Here is a 23,195-nt window from a genome sequence, read left to right on the forward strand (position 1 = left end):
CTATATATTAAAATGAAACATTCAAACCAAATATAAACGACCGAGCATGAGGGAACGAACTCATATCCACTCCCGGACGTAAACCATCGAATGCAAAAGAGTTAACCTCAGGATCGTAACCACTGTAATCGGTTATAATAAAAGCATTTTTAACCGATCCGAAAATATTGATCGAATTAAACCCGATCTTTTTCATCACCGCCTTCGGCAAATTATACGAAAGGGTAATATCGGTACAACGCAAGAAACTGGCATCCTCTACATAGCGATCCAACACAGCCGGTGTAGGCAATGTATAATTTACTCTCGGATAAGCGTTCGAACGGTTTTCGGCAGTCCACGCGCCTACCCAAGCCTCGGTTCGCAAGTTGCCACCCGTACGGTTCGGGATTGCTTGATAACGAATATTGGTATTGATCATATCCTTCCCGTGCACTCCATTAAATTGAGCCGAAAGACTCAGACCGCGCCAAGTAAAACGAGTTTGAAAACCGTAAGTAAAATCGGGATTCGGGTTACCGATAATCACACGGTCATCGGTATTGATCACACCGTCTCCGTTCTGGTCTATGATTTTAATATCACCAGCCTGAGGCGCTCCACCCGTACTTAAATCTTGCGTTACATTATACGAACCGCCATTTGCCGGCAAATCTTCTTCCTGAACGATTCCATCGGTTTGATAACCCAAGAATAGCCCCGGCTCATGTCCTACCCAGAACAAGTGTGCATTCCCGAAGTGGTTACCCAACGAGTTTCCTTCATAAGCCAATATATTCTCATACACACCGAAATTACCTCTCGAAACACCCAGACTATTGATCTTCGGGTTATTTTTTCCGATATTTCCCCCGAACGTCCATGTAAAGTCTTTCGTTTGGATAATATCGGCTTCGAGACTGAACTCGATACCTCGGTTCAACAAATTCCCCGAATTATAATAAATGCTCGGGAAACCGGCCGAAGGCGGCAATACTCTGGAAATGAGCAGGTCTCTCGTCTCTTTATTATAAAAGTCGAACGAACCTCTCAACCTGTTTTTCAATACCCCGAAATCCACACCGACATTCCACGACTCGGTCGTTTCCCAAGTCAAACCTTCGTTCTGTAATTTATCGACAGCCATAGCGAGAACCTTGTCACCCACAGCATTAGCATAGTCTATAATTTGACTATAATTCGAGAAACTACTATACGGATCGATAGCCGAGTTTCCGGTCTGTCCATATCCCACTCTCACCTTAAACTGGTCGAGCCAATGCACATTATCCTTTATAAAATCTTCCTGTTCCATACGCCATGCCAATGAAAAAGAAGGGAAATATGCCCAACGATGTCCACGGGCGAAACGACTCGAACCATCGGCACGGAACGATGCCGTCGCCAGATAACGACCTTCGAGGAACGACATGTTCACGCGTCCCAGATAAGAGAGTAACTGATAGTCTCTTTGTACGGGTTCGAGGTAAGATATGCGTTCGGCCATGTGCAATCCGTCTATACCGAAACTCATATTGGAGAACTGACGGCCCTGTGTTCTCTTATTCAGATAATTGTAATCGTCATAAGTAACAGCCCCGGTTACATCTAAATCGAGAATACGGTCGAACGTATGATGATAATTCAACATATTCTCGACAGTGATATTGTTTTGGCTCAAATCGGTGATACCCAAAGAACCTTTATCGTTATTCCCCCGGAAAGTCTCCGTGCCGAACCAACGGGCACGATATTCGTCCCTCAAATTGCCACCTGCACGAAGATTATATGTGAGGCCTTTCCATATTTTCCACTTCAAGTCCATCGAAGCACGAAATGCGTTCTCAGTCGTTTGGTCGTCATAATCATTCAACCAACTGAATACAGTGATCCTCTTCTCCATACCGTTCGTACCACTCAACGAAGGGTCGTCGGCGGGATACTCAAACGGTTGGGAAGTAATAGCGGTTACCGATACCGATCCTTGTGCTCCACCGTTGGCATTGCTACCCGACATCATATCATTCTTTTTCAACGACCCGCTTAACGACAAATCCACCGATACGGTCTTCGACAAGTCCATCGACAAATTCGCACGTAAGTCCCCCTGTTGTAAACCAGTCTGTTTTACAATACCGTTGATATCTTTGAAAGAAGCCGACACAAAATAACGTACCTTGTCGGAACCACCGTTCACCGAGACCGAATAATTCTGTGAGAAAGCCGTACGATAAATCTCACGCTGCCAATCCCGTTCCTGCAATATGCGATACGAAGTAGGGTCGGTCTCGTCGTATTTTCCACCCGAGAAAATATAACGCACCTCGTTCCCCGATTTGAAGAACTGGCGATCGTCGGGACCAGACTGAGCATTCCGGTAATCGGCATAATCGCTCAAATTCAACATATCGTACAATCGAGTGGCATTCGCAACAGTAAAGTTAGCATTCACGTTTATGCGAGGTTTACCGCTCTTTCCTTTTTTAGTCGTAATCAATATGACACCATTAGCACCCCTCGACCCATATATCGCCGTGGCCGAGGCATCTTTCAAAATTTCAATACTCTCTATATCCGCAGGATTCAAACTGCTCAACGGATCGGCCGCGGTTTGATAATCGTCATCGCCGAATGCGGAAGCGGCGAACTCACCCGTAGAGGCCTGAGGAATATTATCGATTACATATAACGGTTGGTTATCGCCACGTAACGAACTGGCTCCACGAATCGTTATAGAGGTAGCGGCTCCCGGAGTCGTGTTGGTAGACCCTACCACCAAACCGGCAACTTTACCTTGTAACAAGTTATCGAGAGTCACGCTCTTCGAAGCGTCCATCTCATCGGGACGTATCGATGCGATAGCTCCCGTCACATCGCTTTTCTTGACACTACCGTAACCCACTACGACCACCTCGTCCAGCAACTGGGCATCGCCTTGTAGAACCACATTGACAACGGTCTTATCACCTACCTTAACTTCTTGTTTCTGATAACCCACGTAAGAAAACACGAGTACAGCATTCTTATCCGGTACAGAAATCGTATAATTTCCGTCCAAATCGGTTGCCACAGCTTTTGTCGTACCTTTCGCCTGTACAGTAACGCCCATCAATGGTTCAACATCGTCACGGACATTACCCCGAACGGTTATACTTTGTGCGTATGCAATTTGCATGCCCGACAGCATGACAATTACAACAGACAAAGCCTGTCTAATCATATCCTTTATTTTCATGTAATTATATTTTAAGATACTTATTTAATCCTGAACTTAAAAACATCTACTCCTTCCGACGACCTCACCCGAGCGATATACACACCCGGAGAAAAACGATCGGTCGATATGGTATATTGCTTTCCCGATATTCTTTCGTCCCGAAAAAGGACACCCGAAGCCGAGAAAAAAGCGATCTGCGATAAATCGGCATCCGATGTCGAAAGCACTACTATTTCCCCCGACCGGTCATTACAAATGAGATTGGTCTTTTTTTTTCCCTCTTTCGATAAAACCGGCAGTGAAGACACCCCGTCTGTCCGAGTGATTAGTGTATCTACATTGGCCGAAATAACCGAGTTCGCAGCACGAATCAAACTCAACGGGTTGGAAACTGCCACATCGTTCCCCATGTCAAAATACATGACTGTACCGCTATTCTGTTCGAGAATGAAGTTCATCTTGTCCTTTACGCAATCGACACCATTAAAAGTATAAGAGGACCCCGACATAGTCGCCGTATTCGCATCGGTAGACAAATCGGGATTGGCAGCTACAATATTTTTATATCCTGTAACGTTGCTTCCTGTCGTCGCCGTAGTAGGATAAGACATACCTATTTTTTCTTTCGGAAATCCCCACGACACAAACTTATTATACGCCGAAACATAATTGTCATACGCAAACCAAGTCACCTGAGGCCCATAAATCTGGAAGGTATAATAATCGGGCATATCGATCCACTTCGTAGGCAGAAAATAAGCTACCGGATGCAACGAAACACTGAACACTTTATCCTCGGGAATAACAGCACGCAAAGCCTCTACCATCGGGCCATATCCCGAAGTCCACCTCGAATCGCCGCTATACAACCACTCGAAATCGACATCTATACCGTCGCAATAAGGCAGCAACTCGGCGACGTCCGCAGCCAATCGTTCGCGCCATGCAGCATCCGAAATATGCGAAGGCCACACCTTGTTCCCGTTCTCACTGTCGGAAGAGATCAAACCCAAACGTATCTTGAAGCCCCTGTAACCATCATACATTTTCCTAATCTGCGACAACAGTTCTTTCCAGCTCCGAGTGTTTTTCCCGGGGCTATCCGCATCATTGAATTGCCAATACGACAACAAATAAATAGCTCCGTCGCCACCGCTGGGAAAAGTGAGGTCGCCAGACGTTCCGGCGGCATCCTGTGCTATCTGGGCACTTGTCCGGGCATTTCCCCAAACCGCTACTTCGTCGATGTATCCTTTGAAATTCTCCCCAATAACGGCATCGGCCGAAGTATTCATAAATGTAAAATCGTCTTCGTCGGGTATCGTCGTAATGTCATCGGCATAAGTTTGACTTGCTCCGCTATCGGTAAACAGCCGAATACGGGATATAGCCCGACCGGTCGTCGAAACGATAGACACGGCAATATGTTCCCAACCTGCGGCAGTGAGCGCATTCTCAAAATTATACGTATAACCGTTGATTCCTACCAACAATTCCTTCTTCGACTCATCGCCCAATTTTATGGAAAACTGATTGGATTCATCGCTCTTATTAAAAATCGCTGCCCCCGTTCGCCATTCTTCAATAGAAATCCAAGCCTCGATAGTAGCGTAATTCATTGCTGGAAGCCCGCCGGTATTCTGCAAAACTTCTTCACTCACATTCATGCCGGCGCCTTCGCCATTCAAATGAAGAACTCCGTTTCGCCCTTCATATTCGGCCACATACGAAGCATTGGACAGCACACCTTGATTATCGGGGTAAGTCATCGTCACTGCTCCGGTATAGCCCGACACTTGTGCATCGAGAAATATCAAATCATTAGTCATCAAATGCATATCCCTATCTATCTGCAAACGGTCACAATGACGCACGAAAGAAGAATAACCCGTTACCACTCTATATTTAAAGTAATCGTTATCGATAACGGCTTCACGCGTCACATTCGTGGGTTCGCCATGATGTGCCAATTTATAATCCACAATATCTTCGCACTGGTCTTGGTCAAACTTGTAATAGAACAGAAGATCGTCATATTTCGGGTGGAATTTGTTCACCGTATTACGGAACATCAGGTTCTCGGGTTCAGCTCCCGGCATCTCCGTTTTCCAGAAACGGAATTCGTCGATACGTCCTTTAAAGTTTTCTCCTATGACAAATGGCTCCGATGTCTCAGGAATAACTGCTCCACCGGTATTGGCAATCCACTTTTTCTCACCATTAGTCCACACATCGATTCCATTGGCAAATGCCGAAATGGTAAGTTGCGTCCACGAACCTATCGGCAAATCGTTCGCTACGATAAATTCTTGTGTCGCTGTTTTATAAATCAACTGCCCCGAGGTTCCGAACCGTAAAGAATATTCTTCGTCTCCGTTTCCTCGTTTAAAAACATAAGCATTTTCCACCCATTCGGACGGATTCACCAAACACTGAACCGAATAAAGATCCAAATTATTTAAGTCCGATATAGTTCCGCAATCGACTTTTCCGTCACCATTGAAACGTAACGCAAAATTTGTAGTCTGTGAAAACAGCGAACCATAAAAAAACGAACTGAAAAGAATAAGCAAAAGAATCCTCGTTTTCATGCATATTTTATTTAAGAGTATAACAAAACAAAGAAAAATAAAGCCGAGGAAATTTATCCTCGGTTTTATAGATCTCATTTATAAGTCATTAAAGCACGACTTTCGATGCTTTGTTTCCATATTTCACCACATAAGCACCGCGAGACATCGGAACTTCCACGAACGAATCGGTTACCTTCACGGTTTTCACCAATGCACCGTTCAACGAATAGATAAATACCTCGGTCCCGAAGTCTATATCGTTCAAATAGATATACTGACTATCCCATGCCACGAATCCGTTGGTCTCACCTATCGCGTCAATACCAGTAGCAGGTGATCCATTCGGGGTATCCCAACCATCGAAATTCACAGGATCGAACTCAGGACATTCTCCGCTCGGATTAGCTGTAAATTGTATCGTTGCGATATAAATGGCTCGATTGCCCAAGTGTCCTCCGGGAATATTGTACCGTATCCGCAAAGGAATCCTATCGTCGCCTGTAATTCCGGCAATATTCAAATCGGCATATATCGGCCACCATTTCGTATCGATCGAACTGTAAGTAGTAGTTTCGGGGAGTGGTACATTGGTCGTTGCCCCTCCGAAATTCCAAACAGAAATCTTATAATCCGCAGTTATAGGACCTCCTACTACTTTCGACACGAAATGGAAACGTACCGGAGTATTAACCGGGAAATCTGTTTGTGTAAACATACTGACGTTTATATACCCGGCCAAAGCATCAGCGGCTGACAATGTGGGTTCTTCGGCACTACCGTCCCCTTTTATCAACAACATATTTCCATAATCCGAAGCAACGATGTGACACCCTTTATTAAAGCCGGCCACACTGGCATCTTCATTTTTAACTTGACCTCCGGTCAACACGACAGTACCCTCCTCTTTCAACTTCTCGGTAGGATAAGGTGAAACAGGATTGGCTCCCTGCGAAGAATAATGAACAAATTCATACGAGCCGACCGCTTGATCGGCAAATTTCAAATGACCGGGAGTAACATCTTCATCGGCAGCCCATGAATAATTAGCACCCAGCAAACATAAAGTCGAAATAAGTAATGCTTTCGTTTTCATACATACAAGAATTAAGAAATTAAACAATAAAATAATTTGCTTTCACGAATGCAAATATAAAATCACCCCTAACAAAGGCATGTTCGAAATTGTCTAAATCATTTTCGAAATCGTCTAAAACAAGTATAACAGGCTATTGAGAAAAAACAAAACGTTTGAAATTAAGCCGATGGCTCGTTCCTTTTCTGCTCTCGGTACTCCCGAGGAGTCATCGATGTAAACTGCTTGAAGCAGGTGCTGAAATAACGAGCATTGGAAAACCCGATACGCTCCGATACCTCTGCGATCGGGATATCGGTATCGGTAAGCAATCTCATGGCTTGCTCGATTCTTATGCGATTGATTAAATCGTTCACGCCTAAACCAGTCAATGCCTTCACTTTGTTATACAAAGAAGCTCTGCTCATGCCCATTTCGACCGTTAAATACTTCACATCTAAATCGGAGTTATCTATATTATCCAACACCAGCTTATTCAATTTCAACAAAAATTGTTCGTCAGCATTACTGAATGTCTGGTTTTTAGGCATGATAGAAACCTGTACGGCATCGCGATAATAGTTTTTTATTTGTTCCCTATTCCATAACAAATTGCGTATAACAGTCAAGAGCACATCGTCATCGAATGGCTTGGCAAGATAAAAGTCCGCACCCAATTTATATCCGGCTGCGAGGCTATCGGGGTTATCCCTTGCAGTGAGCAAGATAACCGGAATATGACTGATTTGAATATCGCTCTTCAACAAACGACAAAATTCGAATCCGTCCATGTGGGGCATCATAATATCGCAAATCACCAAATCGGGTTGGTACTGATGAACGACATGCAAACCGTTCACTCCGTCATCGGCCGTATAAATTTGTTTAAAAACACCGGAAAATGAAGTTTTAATAAAAGAACGTATATCCATCTCGTCATCGATAATGAGAATAGAATAATCTTGGAGAGGAAAATCTTTTTCGGGAACTGTCGTCTCCGGCATATCGGTTGCATATCCTATATCGTTCAAATACATACCCGGAGCACATGCGACATCTTCGTCGTTATATGCCAACGGTAACTCAAACCAAAACGTGGCCCCTTTGTCCTCGTTATTGTATGCACCTATTTCCCCGCCATGCAATACCAGCAGAGTCTTAGAATAAGACAGACCTATACCGCTGCCGCTCAACCGGTGATCTCCCTGATAGAACCGAGTGAATAAATGGGATAGGTCATTCTCGTTCAATCCTATTCCGTGATCCTTGACAGAAATGCGCACACAACTTTCTCTACGTTCGGTGATGACCGTTACCACAGTTCCTTCCTCACTGAATTTAAATGCATTCATCAACAGGTTGGACAATACGATCTCGCATTTCTCTCTATCGAAAGAGATTTTATCTATCGTCTCATCGGGATTGAAAAGAAGCATTATTTTCTTGGACTCGAACTCTTCCGAAAAATCCCCGATGACAGCCCTTACCCACTCATTCAATGAATAAGGAGCCAAATGCAATGCTTCATATCCCACCTCCATACGCCGCATATCGAGTACCATATTGATGATATTGCGCATACGACGGGCCTGTTTGAAAATCTGCATTAACTGTGTTTTCAGCATATCATCGACAGTGCCGCTCTTTAAAAGTCGCTTTAACGGAGCATAAATCAAAGTTAAAGGTGTTCGCAGTTCATGACTAACGTTGATCAAGAACCTTACCTTATCTTCATACACTTTACGTTCCCTCTCTTTCATTTCGAGTTGCAACCGGGAATTTTTTCTTTTTACAGTGTAACTTATCATCAAATAACACAAACCGGCCGCTACAATCACCACGAGAGCAATAAACCAAAACGATTTCCACCACGGTGGAACAACCTCTATCTGCAATATGCACCGGGATTGGCTCCAACCGCCGTCTTCCGTACTACACGAAGCCATTACCCTATATGTGCCTGCCGGCAAAGTATATAAAGTCAGAGTATGGTCGTAAGTTTCTATTTCCGATCGACCGAGGCCTTCGATGTTGAACCGGAACATCTTCTTCCTGAAAATATCCTTCTCCCGTACCATCGTCTTCAAAGTGAGCGAAGTATAATTCCATGCAACACGCAAGCTCCGGTCTGTATCGCCCATTTTGTTCATCACCGATTTTCCATCGAGAACAACATCAGACAACTCGACCGACGAAGGAGAGAGGGAATTGTACTCCTTGTATATTTCCCGATCGATATGTAAAAGTCCGGTTACACCGCCCATATAAATGTGAGCTCCGTCCCGAGTTACCAAAGTAGATTTATGCAAATATTCGTTAGGTATAGCGCCGTCGGATTCGCCGTAAATAAAAAATTTATCCTCGCCTATGGAATATCGGAAAAGCAGACCGTCGGCGCCTAACCACAGATATTGATTGGCATAGGCAACCGAAGTCACCTCCCTAAACATATTTGTTTTTATTTCGTTCAACGCCCGGGTATTCACATCGTAGTGGAACAGCCCCTTGTCGGTCCCTATCCAAAAGTTTCCTTCGTCGTCCCTACAAGCCGCATTGATGACCGCTTTTGAACCGAAAGCAAGAAGACACACAGCAGCATTCTCCGCATGGTCGAGCCGCAAGATATAATTGCGGCCAAAAAGATAGGTAATATCCTTATCGGAATAAAACCGCTGAACCGTACCGTAATACCGAGACGAATCGGCAACATGCGCAATGGTAAAAGAGCCCGTCGATTTATCATAAGTATATATCTTGTCCGCAAATAAATGGATTTTATCGGTATCGAAATAATCGACATTGACCGATATGCCCGAATGTATAATCTCCTCGTTACGCCTATCGTTCAATAAAGTAAAAGGCCTTAAATTACCCGTACGTTTATCGAACAAATATAACCCTTTGGAAAAAAAATACATCAATAATTCTCGCTCGTTATAACGGGTTATCGAGGCAACTTTATATCCGTAAGTATTGGGATAGTGGGTAAATCTATTGCTCTTCGGCTCCAAACGGTTCAGTCCCCCGCCATCGGTCCCGACCCAGATAATTCCGTCCTCATCTTCATATAAGCACAATGCCGTTTTATCGCTCATGCCGTAATGATTGCCCGGAGAAACATCGCGATACGTTCTCATATGTACCTCTTTGATGCCGAATAATCCACCTCGTATCGTTCCGGCCCACATATTGTCGTCCCTGTCCTTATATAAACAAAATACCGAACTATACGGAAATGAATAGATATTGCCGGGCGTATATCGAATATTGGAAAAAGTCTCGTCTTTCAAGTTCAAGATACTGATTCCACCGCCATCGGTAGCCAGCCATAAAGAACCGTCCCGCTCTTCTATATCGAGAATCACATTATTGGTTAGATCTGAGTTCGACACATCGTAATGCTTTTGTTTTCTACCGCCGTCGATATACCGGTCGAGCCCCTTGCCATAGGGCGAAATCCACAAATCTCCCTGGGTATCGACTTTGACCGACATAATCTCTTTCTCCTTACAGAACGTCGGTCGTTCTATTTCCCCTGTACGGCAGTCCAATAGCCACAATCCGTTCCATCTCGACGATAATACCCAGCAATGCTCCGACCACGGTATCATGTGATTGAAAAACGCGTATGACTTATCTTTCCACCGAACAGGAACCGTATCCATGACAGCCCGGTGATAATCCCATCGGTATATTACTCCCCTTCCTCCCAAAAAAAGAGCATCGTCAGTCAACAAATAAGAATGAGCCTGCAAAGCCTTCTGCCTCCAAAGAACAGTCTTGAAATCGTCGCTTTCCCGCTGATAAACACATACACCCTTATCGGTCGAAATCCAAATATTATGACGGGCATCCTCAACAATGAAATGAACTAAATTGCCCGGTAAAGAAGCGGCTGAATCGGGAACAGACGAATAATTCTTGAACTCGTGATAATCGAAACGACTTATCCCCGACTTCGTCCCGACCCACAGAAAACCATCGTGGTCGAGCATGATAGAACGCACAAAATTTTGAGAAAGCCCATCTTGTTGGGATAATTGTTTGAAATAAAAATTGGGAGCCGCTTCGACAATAACTGTCTCACACGCTATAATACCTGCGATTAATAAGAGATAAATATAAAGCAAGCGTCTTCTCATACAAAACAAAAATTCAAAAATAAAATACGGCGACAGCGAGTTTCCTCAATGGTTTTATCACCCCGATTCCGATATCCTAAATATCTCTTCCCGGTGTCGGTTAGATTAACCTCTGTAATCTAAATAACTAGCCATATACAAATATATTCCTCTCTCTCTAAATTTCAAAAACGATTTCATAGAATGATATCAATTAAAAACAAAATTATGAAAATCTTGATGTCTTTCGATATATTTTCACGAGAATTTCCATACCACATTCGGAATAATGAATTTTAAAGTAAAAAGAAATTCTATCCTATTCCCAAAGTAATAAAAGAATTACAATTCTCTTAAAAAGTTCAAATAAGCCTCGATACCGATAAAATCTCGCCGATAAATCCCATTACCGCTTTGCCCGACAAATAGAAAAATATGTATCTTTGCATAAAATGCGGAAATAGCATCGGTTCAGTATGAAAAACGAATCTATTCATTTCGTTCTGCATTTACTTTTCGCTATGTTTGTAAATACATTTTTATTAGAAAACAGATGATTCCGGCAGAAATACAGCAAACCAAACAACGATTCGGCATTATAGGAAATGCTCCGGGTCTGATTCGAGCCATTACAAGAGCTCTACAAATCGCACCTATCGATTTGGCTGTGCTTATTACCGGAGAAAGCGGTGCGGGAAAAGAGTTCTTTCCACAGATTATACATGCCAACAGTTCCCGAAAGCATGGAAAGTATATTGCCGTAAACTGCGGAGCGATACCCGAAGGAACCATAGATTCCGAATTGTTCGGGCATGAAAAAGGAGCTTTTACTGGCGCATTATCTGCACGAAAAGGTTATTTCGAAGAAGCCGACGGAGGAACAATTTTCTTGGACGAAGTCGGCGAATTACCCCTCACGACTCAGGCTCGATTATTGCGCGTACTCGAAAGCGGAGAATTTCTAAAAGTCGGTTCTTCCACTGTTTTGAAAACCAATGTAAGAATCGTCGCTGCAACCAACTTGGACATGGTAAAAGCCGTTTCGGAAGGAAAATTCAGGGAAGATTTGTATTACAGACTCAGCACGATACACATCGAAATTCCCCCATTGAGAGAACGGTCTGAGGATATTCTCCTATTATTCCGTAAATTTTCTACGGACTTTGCGGAGCGTTACCGAATGCCCGTAATCCAGCTGACGGAAGATGCACGCACCGTACTGCTCAACTACCGTTGGCCGGGAAATGTAAGGCAGCTAAAAAATATCACCGAACAAATCTCTATTTTCGAAACAAATCGAGACGTAGACGGAGCAACGTTGCAAAACTATCTGCCCCAATATAATATCGAAAAATTACCGGCTCGCGCCACCTCGAACGAACAAGAGCACTCCTTCTTCGAGAAAGAAAGAAAAATGCTCTACAAGACCCTGTTCGAAATGCAAAAAGAGCTGGCAGACCTACATGCGAAAGTAGAAGAACTGACGAGGGAGAAAATTCAGGGACAAACTTCTTACGCTCAAACACCCCAACCGGTTCCTGTCGCACAATCGATGGCTCTTACTCCTATTGTACCATCTGTTCCGGTACATGTCCCGTCCGCCAAACGAACGGCCATAGAAGACACCGTAGGAGAGATAATACCCAACGAACCCGAATATATCGAGGAACAACCTACAACACTCGAAGATACGGAAAAAGAGACCATCAAAAAGGCATTATTACGGAATCACGGAAAACGGAAAAAAACAGCCGAAGAATTAAAAATATCCGAAAGGACTCTTTATCGTAAAATTAAAGAATATAACTTAGAATAGAGCCGCACGACAATGAAACGTTTAACGACTATATTACTCGTCATACTGTCGTCATGCAGTATCTCTTATAAATTCAACGGAGCTTCGATCAATTACGAAACGACCAAGACCATATCGGTAGCGAACTTTCCCATTAAAGCGGCATTGGTTTACCCTCCATTGGAAGAGTTGTTCACCAATTCATTGAAAAACGCTTATACCCGGCAAACGCGATTACAAATGGTTAGCAGCGGAGGAGATCTGCAATTGGAAGGAGAAATCACAAATTATGACCTCACCCCGCAAGCCGTAACAGAAAACGCATACGCATCGCAAACGCGCCTGACTATTTCTGTAAGGGTAAGATTCACCAACACCAAAGACCCTCAGTATGACATAGACCAAACATTCTCCGGGTATAAGGACTTTTCCAGCGACCGAATGTTAACCGATGTGCAAGATGAACTTATTCAACAAATCACAGACGAGCTGGTAGATCAAATTTTCAACGCGACGGTAGCCAACTGGTAACACTATGATAACCCGGGAACAAATACGAAACCTTCTAAACGGGATTGGCGATGAAACAATCTCGAAATCCGATGCCGACCAAATGGCCGCGGATTATCCCTATTTCAATATCCCGCAACTTCTCTATCTGAAATTCACACCGGGAGCCATGCCCGACGAGAAGCGCATACAACAAGCTCTGATTTACGCCAGTCCTCATGCGCACTTAGAGACCATTCTCGGAGTCGAAGGAGAATCTTTCGCCGACCTCTATCCGAAAGCTCCCCGAACCGACAGCACCATGCAAGCGATCGATCTGTTTTTGGGGACATACCGTAAAGAGCAAAAACGAGGCAATGAAGAAGAAAGCCTCGACCGAATTATTTCAGGCAATATACTCGCTCAATCGGACTATATAAGCAACCTGCAAAAAGAAGAAGAACAGGCCAATCTAGTCGCAACGCCGATTCACGAGCACGAGACAAATCCATCTCCTGCCGTTCTACCGAAAACAACCGGTCGCGATCAAGAGAATACAGAACAATCCGCCTCCTCCGAAAGCAGCAACGACGACACTTTCTTCACGGAAAGTTTAGCAAAAATCTATATCAAACAAAGACGATATGAGAAAGCATTGCAAATAATTAAAAAATTAAGTTTGAAATATCCAGAAAAAAATATTTACTTTGCAGACCAAATAAGATTTTTGGAAAAATTGATTATTAACATAAAAACAGAATAATAAAAAATGTCAGTAGTATTAACCGTTTTTATCATCTTGGCATCATTGCTGATGATAGGTATTGTATTGGTTCAGAAATCAAAAGGAGGAGGTCTTGCTTCTAACTTCGCATCATCGAATCAAATCATGGGAGTTCGGAAAACAACCGACTTTGTGGAAAAAGCGACATGGACCCTTGCTATTGTTATCATGGTTCTGAGCATAGCTACCGTATTCGTTTCTCACAACGGGCAGCAATCTTCCGTATCGGAAATTAAAGACATTGTAAATACCGAAGCACCGGCAGCTCTTCCCGGATTTGAAACGCCTGCTACCGGAAATAACGCAGCACCGGCACAAGAGGCTCCTGTTCAAGAAGCCCCTGCAAACTAAAATATGAAAAGACTTTTATAAATTTTCATATATCAAGCCCGAACGTAATGTGTTCGGGCATTTTTTTACAAATCGAAATTTTACTTTTACCATGGACGACACAAAACCATTCTGGCATCTTTTCCGACATAACCGAAACGATGAAAAACCTTCGGAAATAGAAATCGAAGCAAAGCTCAAAGAGCAAATACAGGCACTTGTTCGTAACGGAATCTTTTTCGATTTTGAAAAAAGAAAAGCAGCCCCCGTACAATCTAAATTCGGGGGAAAACCGGCCTTACCGAAAAAATTCGAATGGCCTCACTACACCGATGAATACGGCGAACACATCGTTCTCCCGTTTTTCCTGCAACTATCTTGCGAAGAACTATCGGTTTACGACACAGACAATCTCCTTCCACACGAAGGCATGTTCTATCTCTTTTATGATCTCACGAATCAACCGTGGAGAAATAGTAAGGGAGCAAAACTATTATATACCCCCACTCCCATTTCCGAATTAGTACCGGCCGATTTCCCCGACAATCTCCCGGAAGAACACAGGCTTCCCGAAATGGCACTCAAATTCACAGCACATACTTGTGCTCCCGATTGGGAAGATTATGTCGGTATGACAGGCGATGACAACACCGCATATACCGATTGGGATATCATAGAACGAAAATTAGGGAAATGGGGATATCCCCACATGGAATCGGCCGGACGTATCTTGGGATACGCCTCACTCATTCAAAACGGTATAGCCGAAGCATGCGAATCGAGAGCGCAAGAGGAGAAACAACAGACATATAGCAAAAAGTCTGCCCGCGAATGGATTTTACTTCTGCAACTCAACTGTATCGAGGAAGAAGAGGTAGATATACCGTTCGGGGACTGCGGAAGCCTTTACTTTTATATCCGGCAACGAGACTTGGAAAGGCGAGATTTCAGTCAAATTCAATTCGAGCTGCAATGCTATTAGAAAATTCGGCTCAGTAGAAAATCAAGGGGGAAACATGAATTTTAGCGATGTCTTGCCGACAAGCACATTCCGGTTCCCTCGGCGAATGGTTAATCAAGCAGCCGAATAGATTTTTGACAAAAATCAACCCCTGCTTTACTACGCGACACCCGCCCTATATCTCGCTTGACAACAAACACCCCGTGAGACAGTGGGGCACAGCAGGAGGAGAGGGTGAAATCCACTTCGAACATTTTTAAACACCTCCCCTATGTGGCATCAGTCATAGGGGAAGTGTCCGAAGGACGGAGAGGTTAAAAAATATCGGCAACAGGGAAAACGTATCAAGGAAACTATCCGCCCTTCTCTTCCATGCGACAAAAAAAATAAAAGAGACTACAAAAACAAAAGATGTTGAAAAGAGAGACTTATGAAAAATACTTCATCGGTAAATAAAGAAATGATACATACCATTCCTCTTTTTTTGCTAATTTTGCGACAAAACCCACAGCGAACAAATGAATTACAAAGTCTTTGCTCCACACGATTGCCACATAGAAGTCGAACTGCCGGCATCCAAAAGTATCAGCAACAGGGCTCTCGTCATAAACGCCCTGTGCGACGATTCGATACCGATAACCAACGTGTCCGACTGTGACGACACACGGGTCATGAAACAGGCTTTCACGGAAAAAAACAGTTCGATCGATATACACGGAGCAGGAACAGCCATGCGATTTCTCACGGCCTACTATGCTCAAAAACGAGATTACGAATGTATCATATCGGGCTCCGAGAGAATGAAACAACGCCCCATAAAAATACTGGTCGATGCTCTACGCTCTCTGGGAGCAGATATCCGATACTTCGACAAAGAAGGATTCCCCCCTTTGCAAATTTTTGGGAAAGAACTAAGAGGCGGAGAGCTTTCTCTACCGGGCAATGTCAGCTCCCAATACATATCGGCACTACTCATGATAGCACCTTATATGCAAAACGGATTGGAGCTGACCCTCACAGGCAAAATAGTTTCTACGCCTTATATCGAAATGACTCTCGAAATGATGTCTCATTTCGGTATAGAGACACACCGCTCCAACAATACCATACGAGTTCCGGCCGGCCGATACTGCCCGAAGCAATTCCGAATAGAACCGGATTGGTCGGCAGCTTCCTATTGGTATGAAATCGCGGTACTCGCACCCGAAGCTGAGATATTCCTGCCGAATCTCTCGAACAAAAGCCTTCAAGGCGATGCCCGCATAGCCGCACTTTTCGAACCTCTGGGTGTTTCCAGCCTGTTTTCTCAGGAAGGCGTAAAACTAAGAAAATCGGACAGAACCATTTCATTATACGAACAGGATCTATCCGAGCAACCCGACTTGGCTCAAACCCTTGTCGTAACTTGCTGTTTAATAGGGCTTCCGTTCAAATTCACAGGGCTGCAAACCCTTAAAATAAAAGAAACAGATCGCATATCCGCCCTACAAAACGAACTTATTAAATTAGGATATAAACTAATATCTTCGGACAGATCGCTCGAATGGGACGGAGAATCTATCGCTCCGAAGGTTGCACCGGTCATAGAATCCTACGACGATCATCGCATGGCTATGGCATTTGCCCCGGCTGCGTTTCTCTTCCCGGAAATAAAGATTAAAGACATTTCGGTAGTGGATAAATCATACCCCAACTATTGGAAAGACCTTTGTAAAGCGGGCTTCTCGCTTGAAAAGGACGAAAAAGAAGGAACACGATTATGATTATACTCATCTCTGCCATCATACTCTTAGGTATTGTTACTTACTATTTCCATCGACGGGATTTAAAAAAACAGGTTGAAAAAACTAATAAAATAGCTCAAACCAAAATTCAGGAACCTCCGCAAGAATGTTGCGGACGGCATCTCGTTTGCGAACGCGACAGCCTGCTCGCCGGAGTAAGCAAAACAATAGAATACTACGACGACGAAGAGCTCGATGCTTGGAAAGGAATCGACCCCGACAGCTATACACCCGAACAAATAGAACTCTTTCGGGAAATTTTCTATACGCTACGACCGGAAGATGTGCCGGGGTGGGTACGCAGTTTGCAATTACGGCAAATCGCCGTCCCCGATTCACTGCGAGACGAAATATTGCTCGTTGTCAATGAACAAAGAACGATCGACAAATAATTGCTTATGATAGACATTCTCAATTATACATTCTTTCAAAATGCTTTGTGGGCGATACTACTCATTTCCATAACAAGTGCCATCATCGGCACATACATCGTCGCACGCCGCATGCTATTTATTACCGGGGGCATAACCCATGCATCTTTCGGTGGTTTGGGTGTAGGGTATTACCTCGGCATCAATCCCACGCTTTCGGCTCTTGTTTTCGCTATCCTTTCAGCATTGGGAGTCGAATGGCTGTCTCGGGGCAAATCGGTTCGTGAAGACTCTGCCATAGCGGTCGTATGGGCGTTAGGCATGGCAATCGGAATCATTTTTATTTTCATGACACCCGGCTACACACCGGGGCTCACGGAATTTCTTTTCGGAAACATTCTCACCATCACCCGCATGGATATATTCATCTTTGCGGCCTTTGCCGCATTATTGATTTTCTACACCGTGTTGCAATACAAGACCATCGTATATACGGCTTTCGATGCCGACTTTGCCCACACCCGCGGTATCAAGACACGCCTCGTCAACTATATCATGACATTTTTTGTGGCGACCGCCGTGGTTCTTACCATTCGTCTGGTCGGTATCATGCTCCTCATCTCCATACTCTCTTTACCGCAAATGATCGCCGAACTTTTCTGTCACAAATTCCGAAATATCGTTTGGCTGTCGGGAGCAATCAATCTCCTCTGCGGCATAGGAGGACTGTTACTCTCCTATTGGCTCGACGTCCCTGCGGGGGCAACCATCGTATTTACCTTGATAATCGCCTATTTTGTTGTAAAAATTATAGCTTCCTACCTACATTCTGCAACCGGTAAAAAGCAATAAAACAGGAAAAATTCAGTTTAAAAAATGGAGCATTATCCCTATAACATCGATTGAAAAAAAGAATACTACATACTATCGGTTTATTTATTGTTCTTACACTCGTATCTTGTTCCACGAAAAAGAATACGGCGGTGACACGTTTTTACCATAGCTTTACCACCCGCTACAACGTCTATTTCAACGGAATAGAAAATTACAAAGAACAACTCAAAGAGATGGAAGAAGGATACGAGGATAATTTCACGGACCTCCTGCTCATGCATCCGGCACAAGCCTATGCAAATCCCAAAGATCCGCAACCATCGGGAAGTTTCGATCGGACTATCGAGAAATGCCAGAAAGCCATACAGTTGCATTCCATTAAGAAAAGGCCGAAAAGAAATTCTAAAAAAATGAGCGACCCCAAATACCGGGAGTATATGAAACGGGACGAATACAACCCGTTTATTCACAACGCATGGAGACTTATGGGAAAAGCACAATACTACAAAGGCGATTTCCTCGGAGCCGCTGCGACCTTCCTTTATATATCCCGCCATTTCACTTGGATGCCCGATTTGGTAGCAGAGTCGCGCATTTGGCAAGCTCGGTGTTACATCGCTATGGGCTGGTTGTACGAAGCGGAAGATATACTGCTCAAAATCAACAACGAGAAATTGCCCGAATCCCAAAACAACTGGTTTGCGACAGTCAATGCCGATTACCTTGTTCACAAAGGAGAATACGAAAAAGCCATTCCTTTTCTCGAAACGGCCATTAAGTCTGCTTCGAGCAAACAACAACGCATCCGAATGACATTCCTGCTGGCGCAACTCTATGCAGCCACACAAAATCCTACGAAAGCATACCAGACATACGGAAAAGTCATCGGCATGAATCCACCCTATCGAACCGAATTCAATGCTCGGATCAAACAAACCGAAGTCTATTCGGGGAAAGATATTTCGAAAGAAGTGAAGAAACTCACCCGTATGGCTTCCCGGGATCGTAACAAAGAATATCTCGATCAAATATACTACGCCATCGGCAATCTCTACCTGTCCCGCAAAGATACGCTCAAAGCGATGGAAAACTACCGCTTGGCAAACCAGAAGAGCACTCGTAACGGCATAGAAAAAGCCATCTGCCAAATCACGCTCGGCAATCTCTATTTCGAAAGAAGAAAGTATGTCGATGCCCAACCGTGCTATGCCGAAGCCATTCCCCAACTGAAAGAAGACTATCCCCAATACGATCTGCTCTCCCGACGATCGTCCGTCCTCGACGAGCTGGTTGTCTATGCACAAAATGTCGAGCTGCAAGACAGTTTGCAAAACTTGGCGGCCATGAGTGAAGACGACCGGAACAAAGCCATACAAAAAATCATCGATGACCTCATCAAAAAAGAAAAAGAAGAGGCCGAAGCACAACAGCGAGAAGAATATCTCGCCCAACAACAAGGGCCTCAATTCAACAACGACAACTCGGCCAAACAAAATACGACGATTCTTTCTGGGGACAAATCATGGTACTTCTATAACAAGCCTATGGTTTCTGCCGGTAAAACCGAATTCCAACGGATTTGGGGTAGCCGAAAACTCGAAGACGACTGGCGTCGTCGCAACAAATCGGGATTCTCCATGAGCGACTTTGCCGAGCAATCGGGAAACAGTGAAAACGAAGATTTGGCCGACAATTCTCTCCCCGATGAAGAAAACCCCGACAGCATACAATCCGACGCGGCCGACGATCCTCATAAACCCGAATTCTACCTCAAACAAATACCCATGACACCAGAGGCAATGGAAACATCGAACGAAGTCGTTGCCGAAGGTTTGTTCAATATGGGTATTATCCTCAAAAACAAACTCGAAGACTACCCGGCGGCCATCGCCAACTTCAACTTATTGGAAGAGCGGTTCCCCGAAAACCCCTACCGACTCGACGTATACTATAACATGTACCTCATGTACATGCGTAACGGAGATGTCGTCACCGCAGGGATATACCGGGATAAGATTCGTTCTGTATTCCCCGAAAGCCCCTACGCGCAAGCTATGGCCGATCCGCATTATTTGGATAATCTGCGACGCATGAGCACTGTCCAAGATTCTATTTACGAAGCCACCTATGCCGCTTATCTCGAAAACGACAACAGAACGGTACACGGGAACACGACCTTCATGAAAGAAAAATATCCGCTCTCGCCGCTTATGCCCAAATTCCTTTTCCTCGATGCGCTGGCCTACATCGGTGACAAACAGTACGACCATTTCAAAGCAGGCTTGAAAGATCTGCTCGAACGTTACCCGCAAGCCGACGTTTCGCCTATGGCGACCACAATGCTCAAAGGAGTCGCTCAGGGACGTCAGGTTGCCGAAGGCAGCGGGAACATGCGGGGAATGATTTGGAAGGCACGGCTCACCAACGATACGACGACGTTGGCGAACGATACCGCTCAGGCAACGTTCACACAAGACCTGAATGCACCACACGTGCTGCTTCTGGTCTATGCGACCGACAGCGTATCGTCCAATCAATTACTCTTCGACGTGGCGAAACACAACTTCACCAGCTTCGTCATTAAAGATTTCGACCTCGAAATAATGACCTTTAACGAAATAAGTATGTTAGTTGTCAAAGGATTTAATAACTTTGACGAGTTATCCCACTATCGTCGGGTTCTCGATAACAGCGAAACATTCCGTTATCCGCCGGGAGTAAGACCCGTAATGATCAGCGAGGATAACTTCAAGAAACTGCTCGAAGGATACAGTTTCGAAGACTATTTCTTATTCCTTGAAAACAATCCTCAACCGACAGAGCCTTATGAAAAACGGTAAAATACTTTGGGCCGACGATGAAATCGATTTACTGAAACCGCATATCCTCTTTCTACAACAAAAAGGATATGAAGTCACAACTGTATCGAATGGACGAGATGCGCTTGAAAAAGCAGCTCATGAGACCTTCGACCTCATTATCCTCGACGAAAACATGCCGGGATTGAGCGGGCTCGATACCCTCGGCCAGATCAAGATGGAAAATCCCGAGATTCCCGTCGTCATGATCACCAAGAGCGAAGAAGAAAACATCATGAACCAAGCCATCGGAAACAAAATATCCGATTACCTCATCAAGCCGGTCAATCCCAATCAGATTCTCCTCTCCATAAAGAAAAATCTCCACCACAAAGAGATCATCTTGGAAAAGACATCGAGCGACTATCGACAGGAGTTCCAACACATTAGCAGCCAGATAAACGACTCCTATTCTTGGAACGACTGGTTCGAAGTTTACAAAAAGCTCGTGTTCTGGGAATTGGAACTTACACAAGCCGAAAGCGATATGGACGAACTGCTCACCATGCAGAAGACCGAAGCCAACAGCGCTTTCGCCAAATTCGTCAAGAAAAACTACGAAAAGTGGATTACCGGAGGCGAGCATCCCTTGATGAGCCATGAACTTTTCAAAACCAAAGTCTTCCCCCTCATCGACAACGGGGAGAAAGTATTTTTCATACTCATCGACAATTTCCGTTTCGACCAATGGAGAGTGATCAAACCTCTGCTTAACGAATACTTTACGGCCGAGGAAGACCTCTATTTCAGTATCCTGCCCACAGCCACGCAATATGCCCGCAACGCTATCTTCTCCGGTTTGCTGCCCAACCAGATAGCTCGCATGTTCCCCGACCTATGGGTAGACGAGGACGAAGAGGAAGGCAAAAACCTGAACGAGGCTCCCCTCATTCAGACACTGCTCGACCGGTTCCGCAAACGATATACATTCTCTTACAATAAAATCAACGAATCGGCATTCGGCGAAAGACTCATTCAAAACTTCCCGCAAATCGAGAATAACCAACTCAATGTCTGCGTGCTCAATTTCGTCGATATGCTTTCCCATGCTCGCACCGAATCCAAAATGATTCGTGAGCTCGCCTCCTCGGAGGCCGCCTACCGCTCCATTACCGAGTCTTGGTTCCGCCACTCGTCGGCGCTCGACCTCTTCCGCAAAATCGCCGAAAAAGATTTTAAAATCATTCTCACCACCGATCACGGGACGGTACACGTCAATAACCCCATCAAAGTAATCGGCGATAAAAATACCAATACCAACTTACGGTATAAAGTAGGGAAATCGCTCAGCTACAACCCCAAGCAGGTATATGAAATCAAAACACCCGAACGATACGGACTGCCGTCGCCCAACGTCAGCTCCACCTACATATTCGCCACGAACCACGACTTCTTTGCATACCCCAATAATTACAACTACTACGTAGGGTACTATAAAGATACGTTCCAACACGGAGGCATCTCTATGGAAGAAATGATGATTCCCTTGATAACACTCACAAAAAAATAAAAACTCATGCACACGCTTACGATAAAAAATCTCGACCAAATACAAGAAACAGCCCGCCAATTCATTAAGCTCATGGGCGACAATACGGTATTCGCTTTTCACGGCAACATGGGAGCCGGAAAAACGACTTTCATTAAAGCCGTTTGTGAAGAACTCGGTGTAGACGACCCCGTCAATAGTCCCACATTCGCCATTATCAACGAATACCGGTCCGCTACTACCGGCGAACTCATCTACCACTTCGATTGCTACCGGCTCGACAAAATCGAAGAAGCCTATGACCTCGGAGCCGAAGACTATTTCGCCAGCGGGGCTCTCTGCTTCATCGAATGGCCCGACAAAATCGAAGAGCTGCTCCCCTACGATTGTGTAAATGTCCATATCGCCGAGACCGAAAACGGAGCCCGGTCGATTACACTCGACATCTGAAAATCATAGTATCGCCCCGAAACTCCAATCCTATATTTTTCTTGCCAAGCGAGGTATCGGAAAAATAGGAGAAATATACTCAGGAAAA

At 44.5% G+C, this 23,195-nt stretch carries 15 protein-coding genes; 11 read left to right on the forward strand and 4 right to left on the reverse strand.

Annotation, left to right across the window (positions count from 1 at the left end; translation table 11 throughout):
- Nucleotides 1-7 precede the first annotated feature (7 nt).
- From NBH06_RS01590 to NBH06_RS01605, 4 genes are all read right to left on the reverse strand, one after another.
- Entirely contained in the window at nt 8-3,208 is a 3,201-nt protein-coding gene (locus NBH06_RS01590) for a SusC/RagA family TonB-linked outer membrane protein (RefSeq protein WP_407934804.1), read from the reverse strand.
- A 26-nt stretch (nt 3,209-3,234) separates the two neighbouring features.
- The gene (locus NBH06_RS01595) at nt 3,235-5,787 is read right to left on the reverse strand and encodes a LamG-like jellyroll fold domain-containing protein (RefSeq protein WP_046410988.1); all 2,553 of its coding nucleotides are present in this window, start codon (nt 5,785-5,787) and stop codon (nt 3,235-3,237) included.
- Between the two features lie 88 nt (nt 5,788-5,875).
- On the reverse strand, nt 5,876-6,862 hold the full coding sequence (locus NBH06_RS01600) for a hypothetical protein (RefSeq protein WP_250792466.1): 987 nt from the start codon (nt 6,860-6,862) through the stop codon (nt 5,876-5,878).
- A 161-nt stretch (nt 6,863-7,023) separates the two neighbouring features.
- Nucleotides 7,024-10,983: a hybrid sensor histidine kinase/response regulator transcription factor gene (locus NBH06_RS01605; RefSeq protein ID WP_250792468.1), complete on the reverse strand. Its 3,960-nt coding sequence runs from the start codon at nt 10,981-10,983 to the stop codon at nt 7,024-7,026.
- A 532-nt stretch (nt 10,984-11,515) separates the two neighbouring features.
- On the opposite strand from NBH06_RS01605, the gene NBH06_RS01610 reads away from it, so the two are divergent.
- The 11 genes from NBH06_RS01610 to tsaE all read left to right on the forward strand — a co-directional run bounded on the left by NBH06_RS01610 (nt 11,516) and on the right by tsaE (nt 23,107).
- Nucleotides 11,516-12,778, forward strand: a complete 1,263-nt coding sequence (locus NBH06_RS01610) for a sigma-54 interaction domain-containing protein (protein WP_195330351.1) — start codon at nt 11,516-11,518, stop codon at nt 12,776-12,778.
- 12 nt (nt 12,779-12,790) lie between these two features.
- Nucleotides 12,791-13,288, forward strand: a complete 498-nt coding sequence (locus NBH06_RS01615; protein ID WP_008860999.1) for an LptE family protein — start codon at nt 12,791-12,793, stop codon at nt 13,286-13,288.
- Nucleotides 13,289-13,292: 4 nt separating this feature from the next.
- Nucleotides 13,293-14,009, forward strand: a complete 717-nt coding sequence (locus NBH06_RS01620; RefSeq protein WP_250792470.1) for a hypothetical protein — start codon at nt 13,293-13,295, stop codon at nt 14,007-14,009.
- A 6-nt stretch (nt 14,010-14,015) separates the two neighbouring features.
- Complete coding sequence (secG, locus tag NBH06_RS01625; protein WP_046410996.1) at nt 14,016-14,381, forward strand: preprotein translocase subunit SecG; 366 nt, start codon at nt 14,016-14,018, stop codon at nt 14,379-14,381.
- Nucleotides 14,382-14,472: 91 nt separating this feature from the next.
- On the forward strand, nt 14,473-15,342 hold the full coding sequence (locus tag NBH06_RS01630) for a YwqG family protein (RefSeq protein ID WP_250792472.1): 870 nt from the start codon (nt 14,473-14,475) through the stop codon (nt 15,340-15,342).
- Between the two features lie 497 nt (nt 15,343-15,839).
- Nucleotides 15,840-17,084 (forward strand): 3-phosphoshikimate 1-carboxyvinyltransferase, encoded by a 1,245-nt coding sequence (locus NBH06_RS01635; RefSeq protein ID WP_250792474.1) that lies wholly within the window; start codon nt 15,840-15,842, stop codon nt 17,082-17,084.
- The gene (locus tag NBH06_RS01640) at nt 17,081-17,497 is read left to right on the forward strand and encodes a phospholipase (protein ID WP_250792477.1); all 417 of its coding nucleotides are present in this window, start codon (nt 17,081-17,083) and stop codon (nt 17,495-17,497) included. Before NBH06_RS01635 ends, NBH06_RS01640 begins: the two co-directional genes overlap by 4 nt.
- 6 nt (nt 17,498-17,503) lie before the next feature.
- Nucleotides 17,504-18,328, forward strand: coding sequence for a metal ABC transporter permease (locus NBH06_RS01645; protein WP_250792479.1), 825 nt, complete (start codon nt 17,504-17,506; stop codon nt 18,326-18,328).
- A gap of 50 nt (nt 18,329-18,378) precedes the next feature.
- Entirely contained in the window at nt 18,379-21,150 is a 2,772-nt protein-coding gene (gene porW, locus NBH06_RS01650; protein ID WP_284703167.1) for a type IX secretion system periplasmic lipoprotein PorW/SprE, read from the forward strand.
- Nucleotides 21,137-22,678, forward strand: coding sequence for a T9SS response regulator signal transducer PorX (gene porX, locus NBH06_RS01655; RefSeq protein ID WP_008861224.1), 1,542 nt, complete (start codon nt 21,137-21,139; stop codon nt 22,676-22,678). The genes porW and porX overlap by 14 nt, the downstream gene beginning before the upstream one ends.
- Nucleotides 22,679-22,684: 6 nt before the next feature.
- The gene (tsaE, locus tag NBH06_RS01660; protein ID WP_008861225.1) at nt 22,685-23,107 is read left to right on the forward strand and encodes a tRNA (adenosine(37)-N6)-threonylcarbamoyltransferase complex ATPase subunit type 1 TsaE; all 423 of its coding nucleotides are present in this window, start codon (nt 22,685-22,687) and stop codon (nt 23,105-23,107) included.
- The last annotated feature ends 88 nt before the right edge of the window (nt 23,108-23,195 follow it).

This window comes from Barnesiella sp. B2-R-119 (assembly GCF_023656675.1).
Classification (GTDB): domain Bacteria; phylum Bacteroidota; class Bacteroidia; order Bacteroidales; family Barnesiellaceae; genus Barnesiella; species Barnesiella intestinihominis.